25 protein-coding genes are annotated in these 26,799 nt (G+C 39.5%); 12 read left to right on the top strand and 13 right to left on the bottom strand.

The genetic code is table 11. From position 1 onward, the window contains the following. The coding region (locus RAO94_04955; GenBank protein MDP8321682.1) for an Ig-like domain-containing protein at nt 1-3,007 on the top strand (3,007 nt) is incomplete at its 5' end. A gap of 151 nt (nt 3,008-3,158) precedes the next feature. Beyond that, the gene (locus RAO94_04950) at nt 3,159-6,188 is read left to right on the top strand and encodes a T9SS type A sorting domain-containing protein (GenBank protein MDP8321681.1); all 3,030 of its coding nucleotides are present in this window, start codon (nt 3,159-3,161) and stop codon (nt 6,186-6,188) included. Between the two features lie 86 nt (nt 6,189-6,274). Here RAO94_04950 and RAO94_04945 read toward each other — a convergent pair whose 3' ends face one another. The 3 genes from RAO94_04945 to RAO94_04935 are packed head-to-tail and all read right to left on the bottom strand — an operon-like array spanning nt 6,275 to nt 9,531. Next, a complete protein-coding gene (locus tag RAO94_04945; GenBank protein MDP8321680.1) occupies nt 6,275-8,011 on the bottom strand; it encodes a YgiQ family radical SAM protein in 1,737 nt (578 codons plus the stop codon). Between the two features lie 38 nt (nt 8,012-8,049). After that, complete coding sequence (locus RAO94_04940; GenBank protein MDP8321679.1) at nt 8,050-8,271, bottom strand: cold shock domain-containing protein; 222 nt, start codon at nt 8,269-8,271, stop codon at nt 8,050-8,052. Nucleotides 8,272-8,331: 60 nt separating this feature from the next. Next, nucleotides 8,332-9,531 (bottom strand): class I SAM-dependent methyltransferase, encoded by a 1,200-nt coding sequence (locus RAO94_04935; protein ID MDP8321678.1) that lies wholly within the window; start codon nt 9,529-9,531, stop codon nt 8,332-8,334. A gap of 766 nt (nt 9,532-10,297) precedes the next feature. On the opposite strand from RAO94_04935, the gene RAO94_04930 reads away from it, so the two are divergent. The 4 genes from RAO94_04930 (at nt 10,298) to RAO94_04915 (ending at nt 13,866) form a co-directional block, all read left to right on the top strand. Next, a complete protein-coding gene (locus RAO94_04930; GenBank protein MDP8321677.1) occupies nt 10,298-10,678 on the top strand; it encodes a hypothetical protein in 381 nt (126 codons plus the stop codon). A gap of 17 nt (nt 10,679-10,695) precedes the next feature. After that, nucleotides 10,696-11,919: an LruC domain-containing protein gene (locus tag RAO94_04925; GenBank protein MDP8321676.1), complete on the top strand. Its 1,224-nt coding sequence runs from the start codon at nt 10,696-10,698 to the stop codon at nt 11,917-11,919. Between the two features lie 327 nt (nt 11,920-12,246). Next, entirely contained in the window at nt 12,247-12,627 is a 381-nt protein-coding gene (locus RAO94_04920; GenBank protein MDP8321675.1) for a hypothetical protein, read from the top strand. A 15-nt stretch (nt 12,628-12,642) separates the two neighbouring features. Then, nucleotides 12,643-13,866: an LruC domain-containing protein gene (locus RAO94_04915; GenBank protein ID MDP8321674.1), complete on the top strand. Its 1,224-nt coding sequence runs from the start codon at nt 12,643-12,645 to the stop codon at nt 13,864-13,866. Between the two features lie 85 nt (nt 13,867-13,951). Here the strand turns inward: RAO94_04915 and trxA are convergent, their stop codons facing one another. Together trxA and RAO94_04905 are read right to left on the bottom strand one after the other, a co-directional pair. Then, on the bottom strand, nt 13,952-14,266 hold the full coding sequence (trxA, locus tag RAO94_04910; GenBank protein ID MDP8321673.1) for a thioredoxin: 315 nt from the start codon (nt 14,264-14,266) through the stop codon (nt 13,952-13,954). A 4-nt stretch (nt 14,267-14,270) separates the two neighbouring features. Continuing rightward, nucleotides 14,271-14,540 carry a co-chaperone GroES gene (locus RAO94_04905; GenBank protein ID MDP8321672.1) on the bottom strand — a complete coding sequence of 90 codons (270 nt, stop codon included), beginning with the start codon at nt 14,538-14,540 and terminating at the stop codon, nt 14,271-14,273. Nucleotides 14,541-14,794: 254 nt separating this feature from the next. Here RAO94_04905 and RAO94_04900 point away from each other — a divergent pair, with 254 nt between their 5' ends. The 6 genes from RAO94_04900 (at nt 14,795) to tsaE (ending at nt 20,634) form a co-directional block, all read left to right on the top strand. Next, on the top strand, nt 14,795-16,444 hold the full coding sequence (locus tag RAO94_04900; GenBank protein ID MDP8321671.1) for a phosphoenolpyruvate carboxykinase (ATP): 1,650 nt from the start codon (nt 14,795-14,797) through the stop codon (nt 16,442-16,444). Nucleotides 16,445-16,554: 110 nt separating this feature from the next. Continuing rightward, nucleotides 16,555-17,148, top strand: a complete 594-nt coding sequence (locus RAO94_04895; protein MDP8321670.1) for an epoxyqueuosine reductase QueH — start codon at nt 16,555-16,557, stop codon at nt 17,146-17,148. Then, nucleotides 17,135-17,941 (top strand): 3-methyl-2-oxobutanoate hydroxymethyltransferase, encoded by an 807-nt coding sequence (panB, locus tag RAO94_04890; GenBank protein MDP8321669.1) that lies wholly within the window; start codon nt 17,135-17,137, stop codon nt 17,939-17,941. Before RAO94_04895 ends, panB begins: the two co-directional genes overlap by 14 nt. A gap of 32 nt (nt 17,942-17,973) precedes the next feature. Continuing rightward, on the top strand, nt 17,974-18,594 hold the full coding sequence (locus RAO94_04885; protein MDP8321668.1) for a hypothetical protein: 621 nt from the start codon (nt 17,974-17,976) through the stop codon (nt 18,592-18,594). A gap of 61 nt (nt 18,595-18,655) precedes the next feature. Next, on the top strand, nt 18,656-20,209 hold the full coding sequence (locus tag RAO94_04880; GenBank protein MDP8321667.1) for a bifunctional response regulator/alkaline phosphatase family protein: 1,554 nt from the start codon (nt 18,656-18,658) through the stop codon (nt 20,207-20,209). Then, entirely contained in the window at nt 20,206-20,634 is a 429-nt protein-coding gene (gene tsaE / locus RAO94_04875) for a tRNA (adenosine(37)-N6)-threonylcarbamoyltransferase complex ATPase subunit type 1 TsaE (GenBank protein MDP8321666.1), read from the top strand. The genes RAO94_04880 and tsaE overlap by 4 nt, the downstream gene beginning before the upstream one ends. 40 nt (nt 20,635-20,674) lie before the next feature. On the opposite strand, the gene RAO94_04870 is transcribed toward tsaE, so the two are convergent. From RAO94_04870 to RAO94_04835, 8 genes are read right to left on the bottom strand one after another with little or no spacing between them, the layout of a single operon-like run. Beyond that, complete coding sequence (locus RAO94_04870) at nt 20,675-20,968, bottom strand: hypothetical protein (protein MDP8321665.1); 294 nt, start codon at nt 20,966-20,968, stop codon at nt 20,675-20,677. An 18-nt stretch (nt 20,969-20,986) separates the two neighbouring features. Continuing rightward, a complete protein-coding gene (locus RAO94_04865; GenBank protein MDP8321664.1) occupies nt 20,987-21,847 on the bottom strand; it encodes a hypothetical protein in 861 nt (286 codons plus the stop codon). A 9-nt stretch (nt 21,848-21,856) separates the two neighbouring features. Next, complete coding sequence (locus tag RAO94_04860) at nt 21,857-23,467, bottom strand: hypothetical protein (GenBank protein MDP8321663.1); 1,611 nt, start codon at nt 23,465-23,467, stop codon at nt 21,857-21,859. Nucleotides 23,468-23,498: 31 nt separating this feature from the next. After that, nucleotides 23,499-23,996: a signal peptidase II gene (gene lspA, locus RAO94_04855; GenBank protein ID MDP8321662.1), complete on the bottom strand. Its 498-nt coding sequence runs from the start codon at nt 23,994-23,996 to the stop codon at nt 23,499-23,501. Continuing rightward, nucleotides 23,993-24,391: a TraR/DksA C4-type zinc finger protein gene (locus RAO94_04850; GenBank protein MDP8321661.1), complete on the bottom strand. Its 399-nt coding sequence runs from the start codon at nt 24,389-24,391 to the stop codon at nt 23,993-23,995. The genes lspA and RAO94_04850 overlap by 4 nt, the downstream gene beginning before the upstream one ends. 3 nt (nt 24,392-24,394) lie before the next feature. Then, nucleotides 24,395-25,219, bottom strand: coding sequence for a purine-nucleoside phosphorylase (locus RAO94_04845; GenBank protein ID MDP8321660.1), 825 nt, complete (start codon nt 25,217-25,219; stop codon nt 24,395-24,397). 11 nt (nt 25,220-25,230) lie between these two features. Continuing rightward, nucleotides 25,231-25,485 (bottom strand): YggT family protein, encoded by a 255-nt coding sequence (locus tag RAO94_04840; protein MDP8321659.1) that lies wholly within the window; start codon nt 25,483-25,485, stop codon nt 25,231-25,233. After that, nucleotides 25,485-26,063, bottom strand: coding sequence for a thymidine kinase (locus tag RAO94_04835; protein ID MDP8321658.1), 579 nt, complete (start codon nt 26,061-26,063; stop codon nt 25,485-25,487). The genes RAO94_04840 and RAO94_04835 overlap by 1 nt, the downstream gene beginning before the upstream one ends. Between the last annotated feature and the right edge of the window lie 736 nt (nt 26,064-26,799).

The following is a 26,799-nucleotide window of genomic DNA, read 5'->3' as shown; positions in this document are numbered from 1 at the left end:
GATCCTCACCTTCTCCGAGCCAGTGAATATTGAAATTGTAGATTATGACTTATTGGTTAATTTCTTTCCTGACGAAAACTGGCATGGTTCAGAAATCATCACCTTTACCGTAGATGATCAACAGGGCAGAGTAACTGCATCTGATGAAGTTACAATCATTGTAACTCCGGTTAATGATCCCCCAATTGCCGATGCAGGTGGACCTTATGAAGGAGTGATGTATATTCCAGATACCTGCGAAATAATGCTTGATGGCTCCGGCTCTTTTGACCCTGATAATGACATCGTGGAATGGCTATGGAGTTGGGAAGGAAACGAAGTCAGTGGAGAGATAGTCGCTGGAGAATTCTATCCAGGATTCACAGACGTTACTCTCAGGGTTACCGATAGCGAAGGAGCTTTCCATGAAGATTTCACCAGCGCATTTATTACAGAATACCAAAACATTCCTCCCATTGCTGTTGAGGATTCCTACTATCTTTGGGAGGATGGTGAAGTATCTGATAACGTAATTATCAATGATTATGACATCGATAACCTTCCCTTGCCTTTGACCGCAGAACTGGTTGATACTGTATCTCATGGAACTCTGGAATTTATGGAAACCGGTGATTTCACCTATCAGCCAGACCCAGATTATGATGAATGGGATGCTTTCAGCTATCGTGTTTTTGATGGTGCGGATTACAGTGAACCTGTTGATGCCGAGTTCTTTATGAGCTCAATCAATGATGCTCCCACGATTGATCTGCCGGAAAGTTTCACCCTAGATGAAGATGGATATCTGGAAGTAGATTTTACGCAGTATGCGAGTGATATTGATGGTGATATCTTGATCCTCACCTTCTCCGAGCCAGTGAATATTGAAATTGTAGATTATGACTTATTGGTTAATTTCTTTCCTGACGAAAACTGGCATGGTTCAGAAATCATTACCTTTACCGTAGATGATCAACAGGGCAGAGTAACTGCATCTGATGAAGTTACAATCATTGTAACTCCGGTTAATGATCCCCCAATTGCCGATGCAGGCGGACCTTATGAAGGAGTGATGTATATTCCAGATACCTGCGAAATAACGCTTGATGGAACAGGGTCTTATGATATTGATGGTGAGATCTTGGAATGGTTCTGGAGCTGGGATGGTGGTAATGCCGCAGGTGAAGAAGTGCTGGCAGAATTTGCAGAAGGAACAACGGAAGTAACTCTTACAGTTACAGATAATGAAGCAGGTGTTGATACTGATATTACCCAGGTGATTATAAGCGCCTACGAAAATCTGCCACCTGTTGCCCTCGCAGATGAATATTCACTCAATGAAGATACAGCTATTTCAGATAATGTAATGGCTAATGATTATGATCCTGATGAAAGTCCACTGGCTTTGAGCGCAGAACTGGTATCTGGAGTCAGCAGTGGCGCATTAGATTTTGCTGATAACGGTGATTTCACTTATCTGCCGGATCTTAACTGGAATGGTACTGATGCTTTCGATTATAGAGTTTATGATGGGGAAGCATATAGCGCAACGGTTATTGTGACGTTGATCGTCAATCCGGTCAATGATGCGCCAACTATCGAATTGCCGGATAGCTTTACTTTTGCGGAAGATGGTTTGCTGGAAGTCAATTTTGTGGACTTTGTGGACGATGTGGACGCAGTGGACATAGCGGACTTAGTTCTCTCGGTGACTGGTGGATTAAACATCAGTGTGGAAATAGACGGTTTGATGGTTACCCTTACTGCTGCTGAAAACTGGTTTGGTTCGGAATTTTTGACCTTTACAGTTGATGATCAGCAGGGTAGAATTACTGCTTCTGATGAAGTAGAGATCATTGTCACCCCAGGAGCAGGAATTACTCAAAGCAAGGATTTGATCCCTGGTTGGAACTGGTTATCTCTTAATATCGCTGGTGATGACATGTCAGTCAATAACGTTTTGAGTTCTTTGGGTAATAATGCTGCTTCGATCAAAAGTCAAACTCAAAGTGCGATCTATTATGACGGCGTGGGCTGGTATGGAAGTCTTACAGATATCAATAATTTCACTTTCTATAAACTGAATGCTCTTAATAATGTCACCTGGGAATATACAGGGTTACCTGTTGACCCACAGTCAATGATTTATAGTCTGACCACGGGCTGGAATTGGATTTCCTATGCTCCTCAAACTCCGGAAGAGATCAATTATGCTCTCGCTCCCCTGGGTGATGCTGGTCTTAATATAAAAAGTCAAACCCAAAGCTCAATATATTATGTAGGTGTGGGTTGGTATGGAAGTCTCACTCAATTGCAGCCACTTGATGGTTATATGCTGAAAAACAATACGGACATCGAATTCAGCTATCCTCAACCGGTTGCCCGATACGATAATATCACCCTCAATCAGAATGAAATCCCCAGAGACTTTGATCTGTATTCCTATGAATTCAATGGCACAATGGTGTTATCCTCGAAAGATCCTTTGCCTGAGAATTCAAGCATCGCAGCCTACGTTGATGGACAAAGACGCAGTATCTGCACTTTGCTGGATTATTCCTCTATCTTTGGCAGATGCTACTATTCTCTTATGCTCTATAGTAATTGTCTCTATGAAGATGACTTTGAGCTATATTATCAGGAACCTGAAAACAACCAATTGCAGCATCTCGATTACAGCTTCAGCTTCCAGGCAGATATGACCTGCGGTGATTATTTATCACCTGTAATGATCAATCTACCCCTTGATAACGGTGATCCTCTGCCTGCCAGCAATCTGCTTATGGTCTATCCCAATCCTTTCAATCCGGAAACCACCATTGAATTTGAACTTAAGGATGATGGTTTAACGCTGATTGAAATCTATAATGTAAAGGGTCAGAAAATTGAAACTCTGGTCAATGAATCCAGGCAGTCTGGTAGATATCTACTTCGCTGGAATGCTGAAAATCACAGCACTGGAATATACTACTTGAGTTTAAAGAGTGGCGATACACATCAGGTAAAGAAATTGATCCTCCTGAGATAAATCTTGCGGGATTAATAAAATACGGCAGGTGCAAATAGCGTCTGCCGTCTTCTTTTTATTGTTCAGTTGACAGCAGTTTCAATAGAAAGTCAATTGGGCATTGCTTGAAGGAGAAAATACCGGCAGGAATGCTGTGATTGATCAGGAGTTTATGAAATTTTACCTAGTAGTTTTAATAATTCTGGTTTTTGCCAATATTTCAGGATTCACAATCGAAACCGGCAGCCTTTCTAACTTCATCTATGGTGAAGAAGAAAATTGTGAATATGATAACTGGTTAAGTCATATTGCTGAAGGCATTGCTCAAACTGATTACAATCTGTATGCTCCCTGGGAAGCGCAAACAGATGATTTTGGTGGATTTCAAGTTCCAGAAAGTATTGAATTGCTACAATGGGAAGCAATTTTCCTTGCATTTATTGATGAAGATCTAAATGCCGTTGATGCCCTTATAGACAGCTTTATGTTTCCATACGAAGTTGTAGATTTTTTGGATACAGATACCGGTAGAAATTACAAAATCCTTAGGGAAGATGTTGATTACAGCTACTTTGATGATAATGGCACACCTGAAATTGAAGACGATGAATCTGGAGCTTTTGCCTGGGGTTGGGGACTTTACATTTATAATCCATCGGCTGAATTTCCCATAATTCTTTCAGCACCACACCCAAATGATGATTTTCTAACTGTGCCCGTTGCTGTTGAATGTTTCCAGCAATGGGATGCAATGTTTATGTTTGTAAGTGGGGCTGGCAGAGAAGTTGAATGGACAGAAGCAGGTTCATATGCAAATAGAAAATCATTGAGCGATCCTACTCGCAATGATGAACACCCGCTGATCTATTCCTGTCAGATTGCTACAAATATGATCAGAGAAACATGGCGAAGAGAACTCTCAGTTCAGCTTCACAGCTATGACTGGAATCGTCATGAAGGATATGCAAACTGCCAGGCTTCTACAGTAAATATTAGCCCAAATCTGCCACTTAGAGATCTATCTGAACTTCACCGGGATATGATAAATCAGGCTGACTATCTCATGGTTCCTGAAAATGAATATGGCATTCATGATGCCTGCTATCTCAATGATTATTATGCTGTCTATTATTCAAATTATCCCTTCTATTATGTGGGAGAAGATACCACAATAATCGTAAATAATGAAATCGATCTAACTGGATGGGGTGGCGATTTCCGCACGATTGCAATTGAAAACTGGAATTCTTTTGATGTTTATGATCCGTTTTTTCACATGGAAATGGATGAATTACCAAACGAATTTCTGCAGCAGACACCCCAATATCATGAATTTTACGGTTATGATCCCGAGCTGGGCTCATGGAATATTTCTGAACGCTATACAAATGTTCTTGGATGGTACTGTCGCTGGGTAGAAGATCTTGAATCTGTGATCCCAGCTGTTATTGAACTGGATGATGGGCTTGTTCCTACTGCTGTGGATAGTGTATGGTTTACCGATATTGATGAAGACTCACTGGTGGTGAACTGGTTGCCAGAACCTGCATTTGATCACTATTCATACCGTGTTTATATTGATACTCTTGAAATTGATCCTGATGTATCACCATATATTGATCGCGATGATCTCAATATACTTGCCAGTCCCCTTCACGATAATTACAACATTTCAGATCTTGAGCTGAATCAACTTTATCACCTTCAGATCGCAAGTCTGGATTATAATGATAATCTGGTCTTTTCTGATGACTATATGATATATACTACTTCTCTTATACCTGAAATTGATTTACCAGAAAGTATCAGTTTCAACGAGTATGATTCCCTTGAAGTTGATTTTGAATCCTACATTAGTAATGCATGTCTTGACTCGTTGTATCTCTCAGTAAGTGGTAATATAAATATTAATGCAGTCATAAATGGACTACAGGTTACTTTTACTTCAGCCGATAACTGGTTTGGCAGTGAAATTTTGACCTTCACTGTGAATGACAATAATTCCATGGCAACAGCAACTGATGATATCGAAATAATTGTGACTCAGGGTCTCACAGTCAGTAAAGATCTTACTGTCGGCTGGAATTGGATTTCGCTCAATGTATATGATGATGATATGTCAGTAAATAACGTTTTGAGTTCTCTGGGTAATAATGCTGCTTCCATCAAAAGTCAAACTCAAAGTGCCATTTATTATGACGAAATGGGCTGGTTTGGCTCGCTGATAGAAATCAATAATTTCACTTTCTATAAACTGAATGCCCTTAATAATGTCACCTGGGAATATACAGGGTTACCTGTTGACCCACAGTCAATGATCTATAGTTTGACAACGGGCTGGAACTGGATTTCCTATGCTCCTCAGACTCCGGAAGAGATCAATTATACTCTCGCTGCTCTGGGTGATGCCAGTCTTAATATCAAAAGTCAAACCCAAAGCTCAATTTATTCTGTAGGTGTGGGTTGGTATGGAAGTCTCACTCAATTGCAGCCACTTGATGGTTATATGCTGAAAACCAATACGGACATTGAATTCAGCTATCCTCAACCGGTTGCCCGTCATGATAATTTCACCCTCAATCAGGATGATATTTCCAGAGACTTTGATCTATATGCCTACGAATTCAATGGCACAATGGTGTTATCCTCGGATGATCCTTTGCCAGAGAATTCCAGCATTGTTGCCTGCGTTGATGGACAAACACGCAGTATCTGCACTTTGCTGGATTATTCCTCTATCTTTGGCAGATGCTACTATTCTCTTATGCTCTATAGTAACAGCCTCTATGAAGATGACTTTGAGTTATATTATCAGGAACCAGAAAACAGCCAATTGCAGCCAATCGATTACAGTTTCAGCTTCCAGGCAGATATGACCTGTGGTGATTATTTAACGCCAGTAATGATCAATCTTCCCTTAGGAAATAGTGATCCTCTTCCTGCTAATCAACAGCTTACGGTCTATCCCAATCCTTTTAATCCGTCCACGACGATTGAGCTGAATTTAGAAGTTCCTTCATGGGTTATTCTGGAAATCTACAATGTTAAAGGACAGAAAGTAGCAGAACTGCTGGATACTCAGTTAGCTGAAGGAAAGCACTCAATTCAATGGAATGCAGAAGATCAGAGCAGTGGAATTTATTTCCTGAGTGTGAGAATTGCAGACCATTCTCAGATGGAAAAGGTGATCCTACTCAAATAGGGATAATCGCAATATAACAGGCAGTATATAAAAGAAGGTGGCTTATTAACAAGCCACCTTCTTAATTTTATAAGATTAATATCACTTTAATTAATAAAAAATTTGATCAGGTCCCTTCTGCCGGCATTATTCAAGGCTTCGATCACCAGCTTGCGATTCTGCGGGATATACCACTGCACCAGGGCTTTCATCAAACGCAGTTCTCTGCCTTTTGCCACATGAATTTTATTTCCCTGCAGATCTTCACCCGTGTAGTACATCCTGGCACTGGCTGTCATCGGTAGCGGAATGTATTCCTGCACTTGACGCAGTTTCACATTTTCTCTTTTCAAATACATTGCCAGTTCTATTGTATCTGTCAGATTAGCTCCTGGGTGACCAATGATCATATAGGGAACAATTGACTGTTTTTTCCCGGCTTCCCGGCTGTATCTGCTGAATTCTTTCAAGAATTCCTGATACATCTCAAATCCTGGTTTCTGCATCAAATTCAACACTTTATCGCTCTTATGCTCAGGTGCAAGCTTCAATAAACCACCAGTATGACTCTCTGCTATCTGTTTGATATACTCTTTATCCTTAAGTGCCAGATCAAAGCGAATGCCTGATGCGACAAATAAGTGCTTGATTTCCGGTAACCGCGCCGCTCTTTTAAGCAGATTCTGCAAAGATTTACTGTCAGTACTCAAATTCTTACAAATATCAGGATACAGGCAGGAAGTTCTTTTGCAGGTTGCTGAAATATTCTCCCGGCAATACATGCCATACATATTTGCTGATGCTCCACCCAGATCGGATATTGTACCATGAAAATCATCTTCCGCTGCTATCTCTTGCAATTCCTTAAGGACTGAAACTGCTGACCTGGATTGTATGCTTTTGCCCTGATGATAGCCTATCCCGCAAAAATTACATCCACCAAAACAGCCCCTGTGAGTTGTTACAGAATTACGGATCTGTTCATAAGCAGTTATTTTCTGACCCTGATATATTGGATGTGGCATGCGACTGAATGGCTGGGCATATAATGCATCTAGCTCTGAGGTAGAAAGTGCTTTTGCCGGAGGATTAAGCTTTAACCAGCGTCCGGCAAACTTCTGATATATCTCTCGAGTGCGGTAATTCTTCTCATAGATGTCGCTCATTTGCGTAAATTCGCTCATGCTGTATTTATTATGATATTCCGGCAGTACAATTCCATCTTCAGCAGCTTTACCCGTTATCACGCAGGTTCCGGCAATATCCTCTCTCAGAAATTCAGGGTTCTGATCAAGTGATTCAGCGATTTCCAGTACTGCCCTTTCCCCCATGCCATACACCAGAAATTGAGCACGACTATCGAATAAAATTGAATTGCGTAATTTATCTGACCAGTAGTCATAATGCGGCAGCCTTCTCATGCTGGCTTCAATTCCACCCAGCACGATCGGCACATCCTTATAAAGTGAATGCAATATCTGGCTATAAACCAGTGTCGCCCGGTCAGGTCGCTTGTCTATGGCTCCATCCGGTGAGTAGGCATCCTCGGAACGCAACTTCCTCTGGGCTGTATATTTATTGATCATGGAGTCCATATTGCCTGACGTGACCCCAAAAAATAAACGCGGTTTGCCTAGAATGGTGAATGATGCCGGATCCTGCCAGTCAGGCTGGGCAATTATCCCAACTTTATAGCCGTTAGATTCCAGCCATCTTCCGATCATAGCAACAGCAAATGAAGGATGATCTACATAGGCATCACCTGATATCAAAATAATATCCGGCTGAGACCAACCTGATTCACTGAGCTCTGCTTTACTTACTGGTAAGATTTTTTTTGACATAAAAAAAAGCGACGTCAAGCGCCGCTGATTTGTGTTTCTTAGCCTGACATCGGATGTAGTCGAACGATATTTATCGCCTGCACCCCTTTATCTGTTTCCATTAATTCAAATTCTACTTCTTCATCGGCGACTAAGAATCTTCGCGCATTGTCACTAAGCGTTACTATTGATTTCCAGTGAACAAAATATTCATTTTTGTCTTCACCTAAAACAAAGCCATATCCCTTAGAATCATCAAACCACTTTACAGTTCCTTTCATAAATACTTCCTTTATACTAAAATACAAGCTAAGAAAAATATTACCCCTAATAAAGGCAAGCTAAATCTTATTCCTTTTCAGCACTGCTACATGATGCCCTTCTCCAAGCCTCACTATCAGCATTATCATTTTTTTATTTCCCTTCAATTTAAACTTCCTGTGTATCTTCTCCACTGGGTCAGGAAAGCCCCGCGTTTTCAAAATCAGCTCTCCAACTTCATGCTCCCTTAGATATTTCTGCATCTTTTTTATATTATATGGCATCACTTCCATAAGTTTGAATAGTCTGCCATATTCTTCTGATACTTCCTGCTCTCCGGTAAGTAAAGCCAGATGTTCATCTAATAACTGATAGCCAAGTTCTGCTCCCAGTTTTTGAACAAGTCCTGCCCGGATTATCGCCTTATCAGGCTCAAATATATAGCTCTGCCAGCCCTTTGTCTCTATTTGCTCCGTTCCGCTTCCGGATAGTTCCACTCCAGAAGGTAATATTACTGCTTTCCGCTTGATCCGCTCCGCCTGACTGCCCACACACAGTAAAATCTCTTTCAACACTCCATTTTCTGAGATAAATTCCCAGGAGTACCACCGTGTGGCATATTTGCTCCAGTTGCTGAAGTATTCTTTCTCCACTTTCCGGTAATTTATCACTGGCGATAGCTTGATCAACATGCCCTGGCAAATTTTCTTCTCAAAAAACAGATCTAATACCTGACCCAGATCAGGTGACATATCTTCCACATTATATTTGCGATTGCCCTGCGGTCGTCGGTCTGGATCACAAAATATCAATTCTACCTTTTCTCCAAAATCTTCCGCTCTCTCCTGAAGGTAGTTGATATTTTCATGTAGCCGGCAATTATACTCAGCACATATTAAACTATCACTATCCAGATCCACGGCATATACTTTCTGCCGGTTCTCTGCCAGATACTGCAAATCTCCACCTATCCCGCAACAGAGATCCGCCAGTGAAGTAACCTTTCCTGCTCTGCGGTTATGATACTTTCCCATTATCTCAGAAGAACTTTGCTCTACCCCATTTGCTGTAAATACCATTTCATTAGCTCTGGAAAATTTACGATTCGCTCTTTGCTGCAATTCATAATGATCCAGTAATTCATTGATCGGCAGATCGGAATACTCTGATCTCAATCTTTGCAATCTGCTGATCGAAAGCTCCTTTCCTAAGCGTAACTCACGCTCCAGTTCAGGTGCTATTACTGATTTTAAACTCGCTATTAATTTCCTGTAATCCATTTGTCTAAAAGATTACTCTATTCATTTTATGTCAAAACAATCTCCACTTTCTGACATTTTATCATATAACACTTAATCAATTTCCACTCATCTTGAGGCAAACAGCCGTAACAACAAAGCACAATCTAACACATTCGCGTTCCCCAGCTATTGTTCCTTTGACTTAGTATACCTGCATAAAATATACGTTATAATATTATATAGAGACAGAAATGAGAATTTAAATTACGAAAACCGAAAATAGTACACTTGTAACCCACAGGGAAGCAACAGGGAGTGTACTGGGAGTATATCAGTGACTGAAATTTAAGATAAATTATTATATTGCAATTATTTAGGCGAAAAGTGATATAAAAAGAGTAAGAATGGGTAATTTGTAACAGATGATTTAACATAAAAAGCAGAAAAAAAGAAGTTAATAATTATGAATGTAGTGTAAGATTATATAACCACCAACCAACGCTTACGCTGCATAAAGCTACGGCACGTCAGGCAAAAACCGCTAATTGGCGTGAAGGAATGTGATGTAAGAGTAAGAATAACAGGAATTCCGGAACCCGGCAGTGGGGTAGGAATAAGTTAAATGTATACCAATCAGGGATGATCTGAGTAAACAGAATAAAGCCGAAAATGGGCAGTAATTTTTAATTACGGGCAATTTTATCAGCCTGAGAAATAGCCTCAATCCCCTTGATAACAGGAGAATCAAAATAAATATTGTCTTGGCATAGAGATTGCTTATATTATCTGCAAATAGGAGGACACGATGAAAGAAGTATTGAAATTAGTTGTGTTGGTTTTAATTACAGTCAGTATAATAACAGGCTGTTCAATAGGAGATAGTAAAACTGATGCAGTAGATATAAAGAATCTTCAAATATCAGATGACTTTAATTTTGAGACTGAACGGTGGATCAATGTGGAATTATATGCCCTTTTTACGGGAACATTTTATCTTAAGGACATGGAAGGCAATATGCTGTATAAGGGGACAATAGACCAGTATACCGGCTTTATTCAAAAGATCAAGCTCCCAACGTCAATCACAGAAGTTCGGATAGAATATCATGAAGTAGAAGATTTATATAAGAATTATGAAATACGGGATAATGAGATAATACACACCTTTGTTCCGCAAATACGCTAAGCAGGGAGGAAAAGAAAATGAAAAAAATAACATTAATATTATTAGTCCTTGTAGTCAGTCTCAGCTTATTTGCCGGACTCAAAGTGCGCCCGATAATGGAATGCGTAGAAAATAATGGTGATGGTACATACACAGCCAAGTTTGGATATTTGAATGAAAATCCTAATGTGCTTACGATAAACATAGGCGTACACAATACATTTGTGGGAGCACCATCCGAAGATATGGGTCAGCCAACAATATTCCAGTCTGGGAGATATACAGATGTGTTTACAGCAGATTTTGTGGAAGGTGATAACTTCGTCTGGACTTTAGGTGGACCTAATGGACATGGCTCAGTGAACTCCAATAGTGGTTCCACTGCCTGCCCGAGAGGGGATGATAGTGATCTGGATGGTGTAACTGATGAATATGATGAATATCCTGATGACCCGTTTAGAGCTTATAATAACTGGTATCCAGCAGAAGGTGCGAATGAATGGGGTACTTTGGCTTATGAAGATTACTGGCCCCTTCAGGGAGATTATGATTTCAATGATTTGATAGTTGATTATCGGTTTAATCTGGTAACTGATGGATCTAATCTGGTAGTAGATGTAGATGGATATTTTAGAATGCGAGCTATCGGAGCCAGCTTTAGTAATGGATTTGGGATAGAATTTCCCTTCCATGCCGACAGTTTAGAAGTATTAGAAGTACTACCCGCTGAATTGACTCCGGTTCAGGAAGTTAGTGGTACAAATCTGGTGTTACTTTTCTTTGATAGTTCAATGGATTATATGAGTCCTGTTGGTGATGAGCTGTTCGTAAATACAGAACTTACGGAAAGTTTTGTGAGTTACTTTGAATTCAGTATGGCAATGACTTTGAATCCCACGCAAAATATCAATAATCTGGTGTGGTATGCTCCCTTTAATCCCTTTATCTTTATAGACGGCGAACGAGGTAAGGAAGTACATCTGGCAGGATTCCCTCCCACAGAATCTGCTGACCGCAGTTATTTCGGTACAGGAGATGACGATAGTAATCTGGCACAGGAAAGATATTATAAAACAGCCAGTAATCTGCCCTGGGGCTTGAATTTACCAACCCCCTGGATATATCCCATCGAAAGAGCATCAATTACTGAGGCATATTTATTCATGGCAGACTGGGCTGAAAGCAGTGGAACCATACACACTGACTGGTATGAAAGTACAGCAGGTAATATAGACTCGACAAAACTGTATTATCAACGGTAAAATAAAGTTTACCTCCTCCTCAAAACCCGGACGGAAACGTCCGGGTTTTACTTTTTGGTTTAATTAACCGTTTTCGGACATTTTGTATTAAAATCGGGCAATTCTTCGTTATTTGCTTCATTATTAAGATTAATTCATAGTAGAGAAAAAAATACTTTTCAGAATATTCTTAATTCCTTTAGGGAGGAAACCGCCTATATTTTGCAATATTACTGCAATCAGAGAAATATCAGTAATAATAGAAATTATTTGACAGTGAGAATATAAAATAACTTATTTGATTGGTATAGGATTTGCTTAATATATATAGCGCAAATGGGGGCAAAAATGAAATTAGAGCTGAAATGTATTTTCCTGGCAGTGATATTACTGATGATATTTGCCGGCTGCTCACTGACTGATGAGAATCAGGAAACTGTTGATATAAAGAATCTGCAAATAGCGGATGATTTTAATTTTGAGACAGAACGGTGGATAAATGTGGAATTGTATGCTCTTTATACTGGGACCTTTTATCTTAAGGATATGGAGGGAAATATGCTGTATAAAGGTACGATAGATCAAAATGAGGGATTTGTGCAAAAGATCAAGCTTCCAACTTCGATCACCAAAGTGCGAATTGAATATTATGAAGTAGAGAATGAGTATAAGAACTATGAAATCCGGGATAATGAGATAGCATACAGCTTTGTTCCTCAAATCCGCTGATAAAAGGTAATTAAAATGAAAAAGCTAATATTGATTTTACTGGTGATGCTTGTAGGAGCATTTTTATTCGCGGGGCTAAAAGTGCAGCCTGTGATGGAATGCGTGGAAGAAAATGGAGATGGAACCTGGACAGCCCATTTTGGCTATCTGAATGAAAACAGCAATGTATTATCTATTGGTATAGGAGCCCATAATAAATTTGTAGGTACTCCTAATGAAGACATGGGTCAGTTCACTATTTTTCAACCTGGACGCCATGAATTCCAATTTTCTGTGACATTTAATGATGGTGATAATTTTGTATGGACATTAAGCGGACCACGAGGTCATGGCTCCGTGAATGCCAATAGCTCATCCACTGCCTGCCCTCGAGGAGATGATTCTGATGGAGATGGCGTAACTGACGAATACGATGAATATCCAGATGATATAGACAGAGCCTATAATAACTGGTATCCAGCTGAAGGTGAAGATGGGTGGGGCACCCTGGCATTTGAAGATTACTGGCCCTACCAGGGTGATTATGATTTTAATGATCTGATCATAGATTATCGTTTTAATCTGGTCACTAATGGATCTAACCTGGTAATAGACGTAAATGGTAATTTCAGATTACGTGCTATAGGAGCCAGCTTCAGTAATGGTTTTGGGATAGAATTCCCCTTCAATGCTGATAGCGTGGAAGTAGTGGAATCCCAGCCGGCGAGTTTGAATCCAGTACTGGAATCCAGCAACACAAATCTAGTAGTCCTGTATTTTGATAGTTCGATGGCTTATATGAGCCCTGTTGGTGATGAATTTTATGTAAATACCAAGTTGGATGAGAGCTGGGTCGAGCCCTACGAATTCAGTATGGCTATCACATTGTATCCCACTCAGAATATCAACTATCTAACCTGGCTGGCACCATTTAATCCTTTTATATTTATCAATGGTGAGCGGGGCAAGGAAGTTCATCTGGCAGGATTTCCACCCACTGAATCAGCTAACCGCAGCTATTTTGGTATTGGAGATGATGACAGTAATCTATCTACAGAGCGTTATTATAAGACAGTTGCTAATCTTCCCTGGGGATTGAATCTTCCTACCACCTGGGTATATCCCATTGAGCGTATTTCCATTACGGAAGCTTATTTAAATATGGCAACCTGGGCAACAAGTGGCGGGGAAGAACATACTGACTGGTATGAAAATACCAGTGGTAATACTGCAGAATCGAATTTGTATATTGAACCGTAAATAATTAAATACTCTAATAATAATAAAAACCCGGAGTAATCCGGGTTTTTTATTTGTCCCATAGAGGGATTTTCTCAATTTACGATCACAAAGAGAATTTAGCAATAAGCTTATCGGTAGAAATCAACCCTATATGCTGTTTATCAATCTGACCATCTTTGAATAATAACAGAGTTGGTATTGACATCACATGGTACTTTGTTGCCAATTCAGGATTTTCATCAACATTCAATTTACCGACCGTTACTTTATCGCTATGCTTTTCTGCAAGCTCTTCTAATGTGGGTGCCAAAGCTCTGCAGGGACCACACCATGGTGCCCAGAAATCTACCAGCACCGGCTTAGTAGATTCTAATACCTCTTTCTGGAAATTATCTCCAGTCAATTCGATGTAAGGCATATTACTACTCTACCAGCGCCAGGACATCACTGCGAGAGATGATGAGATATTTTTTATCTTCCACATCTACTTCTGTTCCGCCATATTTACTATAGAGCACTTTATCTCCAACTTTTACCAATTCCTGCAATTCTTCGTCATTTCCTACTGCAATCACGCTACCGATATTTGGCTTTTCTTTTGCAGTATCAGGGATAATAATCCCACCAACATTCTGTTCAGTTCCAACCATAGGTTCGATTACTAACCGATCATCAAGTGGTTTTAATTTCATAATAACCTCCTGTATATATTTTTTAATTACGCTATATATTAGCAGTGACTTTTTTAGAGTGCTAAGTTTTCTCGTCAAGTAAAAAATCAAGAACCAGTTCACGGAGATTTACCAGGGATGAAAGAGGCTATACTGTAAAGGATAAGAAGGGAATATAAATTGTATTTTATTTGGGCATTAAATTGACAAAATACTTGACCGATAGGTCATATAATGAGGAAAAGCCTATAAAGAAAAGAAATATTGGAGGTAAAATGCCTTATTCAAAAGAGCAGATAGCGGAAGAGCTAAACCACATCCTTGGCAGACATCCCCGTTTAATTAAGAATCCCTCACGCAAATTCATGATCAAAAGTGCTGTAGATAATGGAGAAGCAGTAATATCAGCCTGTGGATGTCTTAGCACCTGGACTCCCCCTGAATCAACTGGAAGAAGTCCCAAAGACACTTATATCGTTAAACGGGCAGCCAGTTCAGATACTATAGACTGGGATAGTCCCAATAATGTACCAATGAGGGAAGAGACATTTGATATGATCCTGGAAGATGCTTATACAGCATTGAGCCGGCTTGACAAATTATATTTAACTGACCGTGTTGTGGGGGCTGATTCCAGTTTTGCTTTGCCAACCCGCACTGTATCTGATATGGCACTCACCGTATTATTCACTGATAACATGTTCCGTCCAGTTCCAGAGAATCTGAATACCTGTCTGGAAGGTTTCACCTTAATAGCCCTGCCCTATCTGAAGCTTGATCCTAAGCGTTATAAAGGACATCTGCGAGTAATGGCAGATGGTACTACTTCTAACATGGCAGTAACCATGGATTTTGATCGCCACATCGGTATCGTTTATGGTTCAGCCTATGGTGGCAGTGTAAAAAAACTGATGTTTACAGTGATGAATTATTATATGCCAGCCGAAGGGGTTTTACCACTGCACTGCTCAGCTAATGAAGGTATTAATGGCGATAGTGCTTTGTTGCTGGGCTTAAGCGGAACAGGCAAAACCACTCTTTCTGCTGATCCCAAAAGAGCCTTATTGGGCGATGATGAGCATGGCTGGAGTAATTATGGAATAGCTAACTTTGAAAATGGCTGCTATGCCAAGCTGATCAATCTGAGAAAAGATAAAGAACCTGAGATACATCAGGCAGTATTTCATGAAGACCATTATCTCGAACACGGTTCGATTGTGGAAAATACCATGATGTATCCTGATGGCACCTATGATCTGGATGATGAACGCTTAACGCCGAATTCCAGAGGTTCATATCCCTTGAAATATTTGAGTAATATCAAAGAATCATCATGTAGTGATCATCCCAAAACAATACTCTTTTTGACTGCTGATGCCAATGGTGTGCTACCTCCGGTATCACGACTCACTCCTGAGCAGGCTATGTTGTGGTTTTTGATGGGATATACTTCAAAACTGGCGGGTACCGAAACAGGGATAGTTGACCCTGTATCAACCTTCTCAAGATTCTTTGGAGAACCCTTTATGCCACGTAATCCGGATGTCTATGCAAAAATGCTGGGTGACAAGATGGAACAGTTTGGCACTAGTGTATATCTTGTTAATACCGGCTGGAGTGGTGGAGCTTATGGTGAAGGCTCGCGCATGGATATTAATCTCACCAGAGCTATCGTGGACGCTTGCCTGGAAGGATCGATGGAGAGTGTGGAATATGAAGAGAATGATCTTTTCCATGTATTGATCCCCAAGAGTTGTCCTGGGGTTGATGCGGAAGTTTTAAATCCCCGCAATACCTGGAAGAACAAATCACGATATGATGAACGCGCTCGAAAGCTGGCATCAGATTTTTCCAATCACTTCGATAAAGCATATGGTAATAAGGATATAAATGCCAGTATAGCTGCACAATGTCCCGGAAAATAGTGCCTGAATTATAAATATTTTTAACTGGCTGTCATTATTGGCAGCCTTTTTTTATATTTAAAATAAAATAGGAATTGACGGAGTTTGGCATTATCAGGTGAATGGTTATTATGATAGAAAATAGAGAAAAAACGGAACGCAAAAAACTCCTGATACATGTATGTTGTGCACCCTGCCTGATAGCACCGCTTAAGCATATGCAGCAGGAGGATGAGTTTGATATCATGGGTTTCTGGTTTAATCCCAATATTCATCCATATCAGGAGAATCAACGGAGACTGCAAACTTTACAGGAATATGCCTCCAGTATTGATCTTAAGTTGATTATAAAAGATGAATATGAATTGGAAGGATTCTTGAGACAGGTAGCTTTTCGGGAGGGTGACCGATGCCGTATCTGTTATTATATGCGATTGAATTATGTAGCGATAGTAGCAGCAAAAGGCGGATTTGATTATTTTACTACTACTCTTTTATACAGTAAATTCCAGAAGCATGAATTGATCAGAGAAATCGGTGAAGCCTGTGCAAAAGAGCATGGAATAAAATTCTTTTATCGTGACTTTAGAGAATACTGGAAAGAAGGAATTGAGATGTCTAAAAAAGAAGAGATGTATCGTCAGCAATATTGCGGCTGCATATACAGTGAAAAAGATCGTTATCTTTCAACACCCAAAAAAAGGAGCAGTGATGAAAAGCATTAAAAAATTCTTACAGATGAAAAAACAGCAGGAACCAATTGTGATGATTACTGCCTATGATTATCCATCGGGGAAATATGCAGAGGCTGCTGGAGTAGATCTTATCCTGACAGGGGATAGTCTGGGCATGGTTGTTTTAGGATATACTGATACTCTGCAGGTAACTCTGAAAGATATGATCCACCATGCTCGTGCTACCAGACGCGGAGCTCCAGACACTTTTATTATTGCTGATATGCCCCACATGAGCTATCATATAAGCATTGAGAAAACCAAGATAAATGCCGGACAATTATTTAAAGAAGGCTCGGTTAATGCTGTGAAACTGGAAGGCGGAAAACCCAGTCGGCTGGAGGCAATAAAAGCCATAACTGATTGTGAGATACCTGTTTGTGCACATCTGGGGCTTACACCCCAATCAATTAATACTATGGGCGGATATGTAGTTCAAGGAAAGGAAGAAAAGGAATACCAGTCCATATTGCAACAGGCTCTGGAAATTGAGGATGCGGGAGCATTTATGCTTGTGCTGGAAGGAATCCCGGAAAAACTAGGTAAAGAGATCAGTGATAAACTTTGCATTCCTACGATTGGTATTGGTGCTGGACGCTATACCGACGGTCAGGTGCTTGTATATCATGATATACTTGGAATGAGTGAATTTAAACCAAAATTTGTGAAGCAGTATTATGATTTGAAGACTGATATCGTTAAATCAATTGAGGATTGGAAAACAGAAGTGAAAGAAAGAATTTTTCCCTCCAAAGAGTATATCTATTTACCTTTGGATCAATAAAATAAGCAAAAAAATAGTAAGGAAGGTGAAACATGTGGCAGAATGAAGAAATGAGTATTGAAGAAAAACTGAAAGCTGCTCTTAATCTTAAGCAGCAGATGGAGAATAATTTTGTTTCTCTGGGACAATTACTCTCAGAAATGAAGCGTTATAAGATCTACGTTTCAAGGGGCTATAAAACCTTCAATGAATTTGTAGAGAATGAATTTAACATAGCTTCTACTTTTGCATCCAAGCTGATTAGCACTTATGATCTGTTTATTGAAAGTCTTGATAAAGATGAAAAAACAGTTAAGGATATTGGACTTGATAAGCTTAATATGATCAAACCCTTCGTAAAACAGGCAAAATTTATTGAAGCCGAAGCATGGATCAATAAAGCTCAGGAAATGCCTACTGCTCAGTTGCGTGAAGAGATTAAAGAGATCCGTGAACAGAAAGCAAAAATTAAAAGGACTATGAAAGACGTATTGATCGATCAATACATAGAAAAAATGGTTACTTTTTTTAATTGCAGCCGCAAAGAGCTCAATTTTAAGCTGGCATTATTCTTTCAGGATTCTGACCTGGATCAGATCAAAGATACTATCAGAACTCGTCAGCGAAAATTTGAAGATGAACAGCTTAAAGCACAGGAGGCACCAAAAGAATAGTTCTTATAAAAAATGTCGGATTCGGCAGTCTTTACGATACTAAAATATTTGGAGATGAAATATGCAACGAATTAAGATATTATGGGTAGATGATGAAATAGAGATGCTGAAATCTTTTGTGATCTTTCTGGAAGACCGCGGTTATCAGGTTGATACTGTATCTAATGGTTCTGATGCGGTTTCCATGATCACAAATCAATCATTTGATCTGGTGCTTCTGGATGAAATGATGCCCGGGATGAGTGGTCTGGCAACTTTGAAAGAGATCAAAAGAATAAATTCCTCAATACCAGTGGTAATGGTAACCAAAAGCGAAGAGGAAGGTCTCATGGAAGGTGCTATTGCCGGACAGATAGCTGATTATCTGATTAAACCAATCAACCCTAATCAAATAATCATGGCAATAAAAAAGATAATTCAGGCAGATGATATCAAGCGGGACAGGATAGGACGTGATTACGCGCAGTTCTCTGCCCAATTAAGCCAGAAGACATTTGCTGAACCTAATTATGCAGAATGGAAAGATATATATCTTGATCTATGCCGTTGGGATTTACGTCTTGATGAGATCAATGAAGCGAATATCTCCCAAACTCATTTCCTGGAAAAATTGAACTGCAATTCTGAATTCTCAGATTATATATCCAAAAATTATCGTAACTGGCTAGGCTCTGAGGAACGCCCATTATTTTCATTTGATGTTGTTCCTGAAATTCTCTTACCTGAAATGGGAAAAGGTAATCCTGTTTATCTCATCGTGCTTGATTGCATGAGACTTGACCAGTATTTTGCTTTTGAGCCCATGCTGAACGACCTTTTTGATATAAACCTTCAGTTATATTATTCCATTCTTCCCACAGCAACACCCTATTCCAGAAATTCCATATTCAGTGGCTTGTTACCAATTGACATTGCGGAAACCTATCCCCAATACTGGTATGAAACTGATGATATGGATAACAGCAGAAATCGCAATGAACATCAATTACTGGATAACCAGTTAAAAGAATTAGGGTACAAACTGGAAGAAAGCCGTTATATAAAAATTTTCACAGCTGATGAAGCTGCATTTGTTCAACGTAAAGTCAATAACTGGGCTAATGAAGAATTAGTAGTTCTGGTATATAATTTCCTTGATCTGGTTGCACATCACCGGTCAAAAAACCAAATCCTCAAAGAAGCAATTCCTGATGAAAAGGCATTAAGAGATTTCACAAAACACTGGTTTATGCATTCAAATTTCTATGCCACGCTCAAGGTAATTTCTGAGCAGGGTGCCACGGTTCTGATCACTACTGATCATGGTTCTATCCGAGTTAACAGAGCCTCACAGATAATAGGAGATAAAGAAACCACTTCCACAGTTCGCTATAAACAAGGTAAGAATCTTAAGATAAACTCCAAAAATGCACTCCTGATCAAGAATCCTGCTGAATATGGCTTACCAGTTCGAAATATAGTAGATAACTATGCAATCACTCGTGATGATTACTATTTTGTTTATCCAAATTCTTTCCACCAGTATCAAAAACAGTTCAATGGGACATTCCAGCATGGTGGCATTTCTATGGAAGAGATGATCCTTCCTCTGGCTGTATGTAAGCCCAAAAAATGATCCAATTGATCAATCTGGATTCGCAGAAAAAGACCTGCCAACTGGCTGAATCAATCGCCAGCCAAGTAAATATTGGTGATGTTCTGGCACTCTCAGGTGAATTAGGAGCCGGAAAAACCTTTTTTACCCAGTGCTTCTGCAAACATCTGGGAGTCACTGAGTACGTTTCCAGTCCAAGCTATATCCTTTTAAATGAATATCTGGGTAAGTTCCCCATAGCTCATTTTGATCTGTATCGCCTGGATTCTCTAGATGAAGTACTGGAAACCGGATTACCCGATTTCATCGAACAGAGAGTTACCATTATCGAATGGTATGAAGTGGCCCGTGATCTTCTACCGGAAAATACAATTTATCTTGATTTTGAAATAACTGAAACTGAACGACTGGTGAAGCTAAAAACAAACCGTGATTTAATGATATAAAAAAAAGCCCCCAATCGGGGGCTTTTTATTTGATTTAACGTTACAATACATGATAAAGACTGATAAGTAATAGAACCACAATGATAATATTACCCCACATCAATCTGCTTTTCAGCTCATCAATATCCCGTCTGTGCTGCTCAAGTTTATCTTCCAGACGCACTATCAGGTGCTCCAGATTCTGTAATCCTTCCTGATACTTATCGATTTTCTTCACCTTCTGCCGATTATCAAGATCGCTGATAAAATGTTTTACAATATCAAAAAAAGCTGACACAAATCCTGCTAATATAACATTGTTGCCCTTTACAGCTATTTCTTTATTCTTTTTCACTTTATTCTCCTTTATTGATCAAAACTTGATTGAAAGCCCAATATGATGGGTTCCATTCAATACAGTATGAGTATTATATCCATAATCAACCATCACACTATAAGCATGAATCCCCGCACCAAAGCTATACGATGCCGGCTGACTTCTGACACCAGCTCTAAGGGTCAACAGATCATGAACTTTGAATTCCACACCACTATGGATCTCAGTCTTCTCACCCTCCACTCCACCTAACCCATAAGTCTTTTTCAACTCGACAGCAGTTATCACATCTGGATAAGGTTCATAAGCTATTCCAATAGTCATCTTCTGGGCAAGTTCCTCATCTTCTTCTTTACCAAAAGCGGGATTATTCAGATTAGTAACCGTAAAACCTAATCTGGTTCTTTGATGCAATATTGCCAGAGCACCCAGATTGATCCCCAGACCAGTCTCGCTACCAAAGCTATCCATATCAAGCGAATACATATTTAAGGAATATCCCACATAGATCTCACTGTGTATATCTTTCAGCAAAGTAAAAGAATGACTCAAATTATAGGTCTTTTCACTCATCAGATTCACATCCAGATAATCCACATCAAGTGACTGCAAACCCAGCCCCAGTACTCCCAAACTGCCAGGAAGCTCATAAGAAAATCCCAGAACTGTAAGTTCCTGAAAATCATTACCAAATACTTTGCAATAGGAAGTTGTCACCCCATTACCTGCCAGAGACAATCCTGCCGGATTATAAAAAACCGCCATTTGATCATTTGATATGGAATAGAATGCACCACCCATTGCCCGTGCTCTTGGGGAAGGTTCATAATCATCAAATATTGCCAGCAGATTAAGACTTAGTGCTAAAACCAGTATAAGAATTATCGTCTTTCTCATTATCTCCCCCTATTTCAAAGGTCCACCGATAACTATCGGCACCTGTGCTATTTTAAGATCACCACTATCCTGTTCCATCACTTCAATATGGCAAATATATAAACCCCAGGGAAGCAGTTCACTATTCCTGTCCCTGCCATCCCACTCATAAGAATTATAACCATTATTACTGGTTATAACCTTATTTTCTGGTGTGAGCATTAATTTTCCTTCAGAATTATAGATGCGCATGATCACCCGATCACCTCGCTGAGCCATGAATACTATCTCCATAGTATCATTATCTGGGTTTGTGTCCCGCTGATAGGGGTCAAATGGATGCGGTTCCACTTTGAGTATTGCCTCATGATCTTTCACGGGATAGAGATAGGTAAGTTGATCATAATAATATACTTCCATGCTGTCATTCTCAGCATAGATCCCAATATAAAGCTGTGTTCCTGATGATTGTCCTGGAATCTCACCATACCATAAATTAATATCCGAGCTGGCCTGCATCATTGGCACAAGATATTCATCACTGCTGTAATCTCGCGTATATAGCAGTGACACCTGCAAATTCGCCATAAATGGGTCAATAACCACTGCCGTGACCAGCAGACTATCCCCTGCCACAGGAGCATTCATCAGATTTATCTCATCAAGAATAATAGAATCATCGATGATCGTAATTGTTATCAGATCAGATTCCACATCATTACCATCATCATCTTCAGCTGCTATCGTGCATTCATAGTAGTATTCCCGATTAGCAAGTCCCTCAAGAGTATATTTATATATATCACCGGGAATTGGATTCATCTGGTTCGTATGCCAGTCACCTGTTGTTTCACTGATCACGCGCCAGGTTATATCTGCTGAAGTTATGATCCCATCATAATCCACAATACTTGCCAAAACTTCAATATCCTGATCAACTGTTGGAAATGCAGGATCCGTGCTAACAGATTCGATAATGGGATCTCCCATCACGATAAAATCTGCTGCACTCCTGGGATTTATACCATATTCATCAAAATTATAATCTACAGCTCCCACTACATAATAGAACTCATCTCCCATATGTACAGTTCCATATGAATATATACCATCATCGATCTGACATTCACCGCTGCCGTCATCCACATACCACTGTCCATAATTATCTGGAGTTCCACTTACTTCTGCCATACTCACTTTCACCAGGCAGCCTTCATAAGCTTCTTCGTTGGCAATATCATTAGTACTGGCTTCCACTGGCTCAGGTACTGGATTACCAGTACTGAGTATATTAAGATTATTTATATTGCTCAACTCTGTGAAATCATAATATTCAAGTACTTCGGCTGTAAATTCCACCTCATCACCCACTTCTACGATATAATCATAGTTAAAGCAGAATATACCTTTCCAGGCTCCACCTTCGGGATCACTGATAAAAAACCGATTGCTGTTTCCCGATGAATAAAATCCTGTGGCAGTTACTATACCGCTTACGGTTACTATTTGTCCAAGCAGAGGTGAATCACCTGAAGAATCTTCAGTATATTGGATCTCATATACAGTTACGGCTGACATTAATGCTGGCAACAGCATTAATAATACTAAAAAAATAAGTCTGGAAGACTTCCAGATTTTCATCTTTCCTCCAATGTTTATACTTTCTATGATACTAATTTTCCGCTATCTGCTCTTTATGTTCCTTATCAAAAAATAGATAAAAAAGAACAAGCAAACTTACTCCGACCACTATTGAACTGTCAGCCACATTAAATACCGGCCACCTTTCCATAATGAAATCTGGAAAGTCACAGTTGATAAAATCAGTTACTTTACCCAGCCAAATTCTGTCAATTAAATTGCCAGTTGCTCCTCCCATGATCAGGGAGAAACCAACCGCCTCTATCTTCTTATGGGTTTTAATAACCAGGAAGCTTAAGGCCAGAATTGCCAAAAATGTTATTGCTGAAAAAAGTATGCGATTTAATCCAATATTCCCCAAAGTAAAGCTGAATGCTGCTCCAGTATTTTGCACAAATGTTATCCATAAATATTTGGGAGTGATCTTCCAGCTCTCACCGGGATACATATTATTTCTGATATAAATCTTGCTAATCTGATCAAGAATGACCACGATCAAGGGTATCAGAAAATATTTTCTCTTCCTCATCCGCGTTTCTTGCTCCGCTTTTCATCTTCATTTTTGCAGTCAATACAATAACGGGCATAAGGAATTGCGCATAATCTCTTTTCGGGAATATGCTTTCCGCAAATCTGGCATAATCCGTAACTCTTATCATAAATACGCTTCAATGCCTTATTTAATTTACGCAGCTTTTCTATCTCACTGTTCAAATAATAAACACGCTTTTCTGCATAAATTGTATCTGTGCCCATATCTGCCTGATGAAGTGAGTAGGATGACAGGTCTCCACTACTCTCTCGCTGACTATTCCTTTGCATATCATTCAATTCTCTAATCAAATCTTCTGATGATTTCCTTTCATTAAGGATTTTTTCTTCAAATTTCTTGAGCTTTTTTTCCGATAAGACTTTTTCTGACATAATTCACCTTCTTCTATAGGGGTTTAGTTTTATTTCTTTTATTATTGATTCCAGTTTGTGCTCATTTCCTGCTGCATGACGTCTGATCTCTTCCTGAGTATGGGCTTCACCATGGAATATATTACTTAGATTTGTAACTGCCGATAAGGCAATAATTCTTAAACCTGAATGAATTCCAACTATTACTTCCGGTACTGTGGACATCCCCACCAGATCTGCTCCCCAGTTACGCATCATCAGGCATTCTGCCCTCGTTTCAAAACTGGGTCCATTCACTGCTATATATACGCCCTCAGGCAGTGAAAATTTATTCCTCTCAGCTATCTTCTGCAATTGTTCACGTAATTCTGTATTATAGGTATTATGAAGACTCGGGAACCTTTCCCCCAATCGGTCATCATTTGTACCTATCAAAGGATTATTTCCCATGAAATTTATATGATCTTTGATCACTACCAGTTCACCGGGAAGCAGAAATGGATTCAAACTTCCGGCTGCATTGGTCAATATCAGTGTGTTTATCCCTAACGCCTTCAGCACCAGGATCGGATAGGTGATCTCTTGCATACTGAATCCTTCATAATAATGAAGCCTTCCCTGCATGATAACTACCGTTTTGTCCCCGATCTTACCAATTACCAGACGTCCCTTATGCGATGGAGCAGTCGATACTCCAAATCCAGGTATATCCTCATAAGGTATGATCACTGCATCTTCTGTTCTTTCTGCCAGAGCATTTAAGCCAGTGCCCAGAACAAGCCCCAATTCAGGTTGCAGTTTTGTTTTACTGTGAATATATTCAACGGACTTTTTTATTCTATCAACCATTTTTGATCACTCTATAACCCTGCAATCACTCGCTGCAGGATCGAGATTAAAATGATCGCTATTATCGGTGAAAAATCTAGCGTCGATTTCGGCAGATATTTTCTGATCTGTTTCAGAAAGGGCTCTGTGATACTGATCAAAAAACGGTATATCGGATTATTGGGCTTTATCGTAAACCATGATAATATCGCCCTGATTATAATTGCAAATGTATATAGATCTAATGCTCTATATATTAAATAGGTAAAAAATCCACTTTCCTGCATTACTTTGTCTCCTCGCCTGATTCTATTACTTCATGACAATTTCTGCATCGCGCTTCATATATTTCATCTGCTCCTACCAGAACAGTATCTGTTCCACCATGTAAACGCTGCGTCCGGTTTGCCGGATTTCCGCATTTTACGCAAATTGCCAGATTCTTGGTCACATATTCTGCTATTGCCATTAATGCCGGCATCGGTCCAAAAGGTAAACCCCGATAATCCTGATCAAGACCAGCAATAATCACACGCTTTCCTGCGTCTGCAAGCTCCTGGCACAATTCCACTATCTCATCACCAAAAAACTGCACTTCATCAATTGCCACCACCTCGGTATCCAGTTCCACCAAACCGCTTATTTCGTGAGCGCTGCTCACTCGTACAGATGACGCCTTCATCTGGTTATGAGATACTATGTATTCCGTCTCATATCGGTCATCTATCTCTGGCTTGAATACCTGGCACTTTTGCTGCGCATATTGCGTCCTGCGCACTCTGCGTATCAGCTCTTCAGTTTTACCACTGAACATACTGCCCGTTATCACTTCAATCCAGCCACTCGAACTTCTTATCACATTCATATTAATCCTCAGCAGAACAGAATTTTTTCCAATACTTCTAAATGTCAATCTATTTTCACTTAATATAGTATCTTATACACTTTTATTGCCACCTCTCCAGATGCAAATCTTTAGCATGAAATCTCTAACGTAAGCAGGAATTATTTATCTCTTGAAATATCGCTTCAATTTAAGAATTGAGAAGGATCAGATTTAAAACTTTGCATTGTCGGATTTGGCATTGAGCGGTGTCAAATCAAACATTTTGTATATGCAGATCTTCCCATTCAACTCGCATTTCAAATAGTTATATTATTATTTTACGGCTTTTCAGTATCTATTTTAAGACTTCCAAGTGCGAAACAGGTGTAACAACAAAGCACAATATAACAAAAAAATGTCACTACGTGCTTTGTTGTTCCACTTCTTACTTATAAATAGACATCTAATAGCCTTAATATTATATTTTCGTGATACTTATGTAAGTGTTATGCAAGTTTACATAATATTTTTGTGATTTAAGGAATATTTTTATACTTTTCGCATTTTTCTATGAGATTCGTTTGTTTAATACATTTGTCATCAGGATAAACAGTGTTAACAGGGATAATGAAACATTAAAAGCTCAGGTTATTTTTACATGGATTGCATGCTCATTGACAAAAATATTGCCAGCATTTAGAGAATAATCAAAACTGACATATAAGATTCAATGAAGGAGAATATAGTGGATACAAGAAAGAGACTTTTTGATCGG

This window comes from Candidatus Stygibacter australis (assembly GCA_030765845.1).
Lineage (GTDB): Bacteria > Cloacimonadota > Cloacimonadia > Cloacimonadales > TCS61 > Stygibacter > Stygibacter australis.
Note: the sequence above shows the minus strand (reverse complement) of the source record. Positions and strands in the feature narration are given on the sequence as shown.

Coding starts and splice junctions, on each gene's coding strand:
- RAO94_04925 (MDP8321676.1), top strand. CDS start 10,696: ATGAAAAAAATAACATTAATATTATTAGTCCTTGTAGTCAGTCTCAGC.
- panB (MDP8321669.1), top strand. CDS start 17,135: ATGAAAAGCATTAAAAAATTCTTACAGATGAAAAAACAGCAGGAACCA.
- RAO94_04835 (MDP8321658.1), bottom strand. CDS start 26,063: ATGAATGTGATAAGAAGTTCGAGTGGCTGGATTGAAGTGATAACGGGC.
- RAO94_04920 (MDP8321675.1), top strand. CDS start 12,247: ATGAAATTAGAGCTGAAATGTATTTTCCTGGCAGTGATATTACTGATG.
- trxA (MDP8321673.1), bottom strand. CDS start 14,266: ATGCCTTACATCGAATTGACTGGAGATAATTTCCAGAAAGAGGTATTA.
- RAO94_04915 (MDP8321674.1), top strand. CDS start 12,643: ATGAAAAAGCTAATATTGATTTTACTGGTGATGCTTGTAGGAGCATTT.
- RAO94_04940 (MDP8321679.1), bottom strand. CDS start 8,271: ATGAAAGGAACTGTAAAGTGGTTTGATGATTCTAAGGGATATGGCTTT.
- RAO94_04850 (MDP8321661.1), bottom strand. CDS start 24,391: ATGTCAGAAAAAGTCTTATCGGAAAAAAAGCTCAAGAAATTTGAAGAA.
- RAO94_04905 (MDP8321672.1), bottom strand. CDS start 14,540: ATGAAATTAAAACCACTTGATGATCGGTTAGTAATCGAACCTATGGTT.
- RAO94_04950 (MDP8321681.1), top strand. CDS start 3,159: ATGAAATTTTACCTAGTAGTTTTAATAATTCTGGTTTTTGCCAATATT.
- tsaE (MDP8321666.1), top strand. CDS start 20,206: ATGATCCAATTGATCAATCTGGATTCGCAGAAAAAGACCTGCCAACTG.
- lspA (MDP8321662.1), bottom strand. CDS start 23,996: ATGAGGAAGAGAAAATATTTTCTGATACCCTTGATCGTGGTCATTCTT.
- RAO94_04885 (MDP8321668.1), top strand. CDS start 17,974: ATGTGGCAGAATGAAGAAATGAGTATTGAAGAAAAACTGAAAGCTGCT.
- RAO94_04935 (MDP8321678.1), bottom strand. CDS start 9,531: ATGGATTACAGGAAATTAATAGCGAGTTTAAAATCAGTAATAGCACCT.
- RAO94_04840 (MDP8321659.1), bottom strand. CDS start 25,485: ATGCAGGAAAGTGGATTTTTTACCTATTTAATATATAGAGCATTAGAT.
- RAO94_04930 (MDP8321677.1), top strand. CDS start 10,298: ATGAAAGAAGTATTGAAATTAGTTGTGTTGGTTTTAATTACAGTCAGT.
- RAO94_04900 (MDP8321671.1), top strand. CDS start 14,795: ATGCCTTATTCAAAAGAGCAGATAGCGGAAGAGCTAAACCACATCCTT.
- RAO94_04860 (MDP8321663.1), bottom strand. CDS start 23,467: ATGAAAATCTGGAAGTCTTCCAGACTTATTTTTTTAGTATTATTAATG.
- RAO94_04865 (MDP8321664.1), bottom strand. CDS start 21,847: ATGAGAAAGACGATAATTCTTATACTGGTTTTAGCACTAAGTCTTAAT.
- RAO94_04895 (MDP8321670.1), top strand. CDS start 16,555: ATGATAGAAAATAGAGAAAAAACGGAACGCAAAAAACTCCTGATACAT.
- RAO94_04845 (MDP8321660.1), bottom strand. CDS start 25,219: ATGGTTGATAGAATAAAAAAGTCCGTTGAATATATTCACAGTAAAACA.
- RAO94_04880 (MDP8321667.1), top strand. CDS start 18,656: ATGCAACGAATTAAGATATTATGGGTAGATGATGAAATAGAGATGCTG.
- RAO94_04945 (MDP8321680.1), bottom strand. CDS start 8,011: ATGTCAAAAAAAATCTTACCAGTAAGTAAAGCAGAGCTCAGTGAATCA.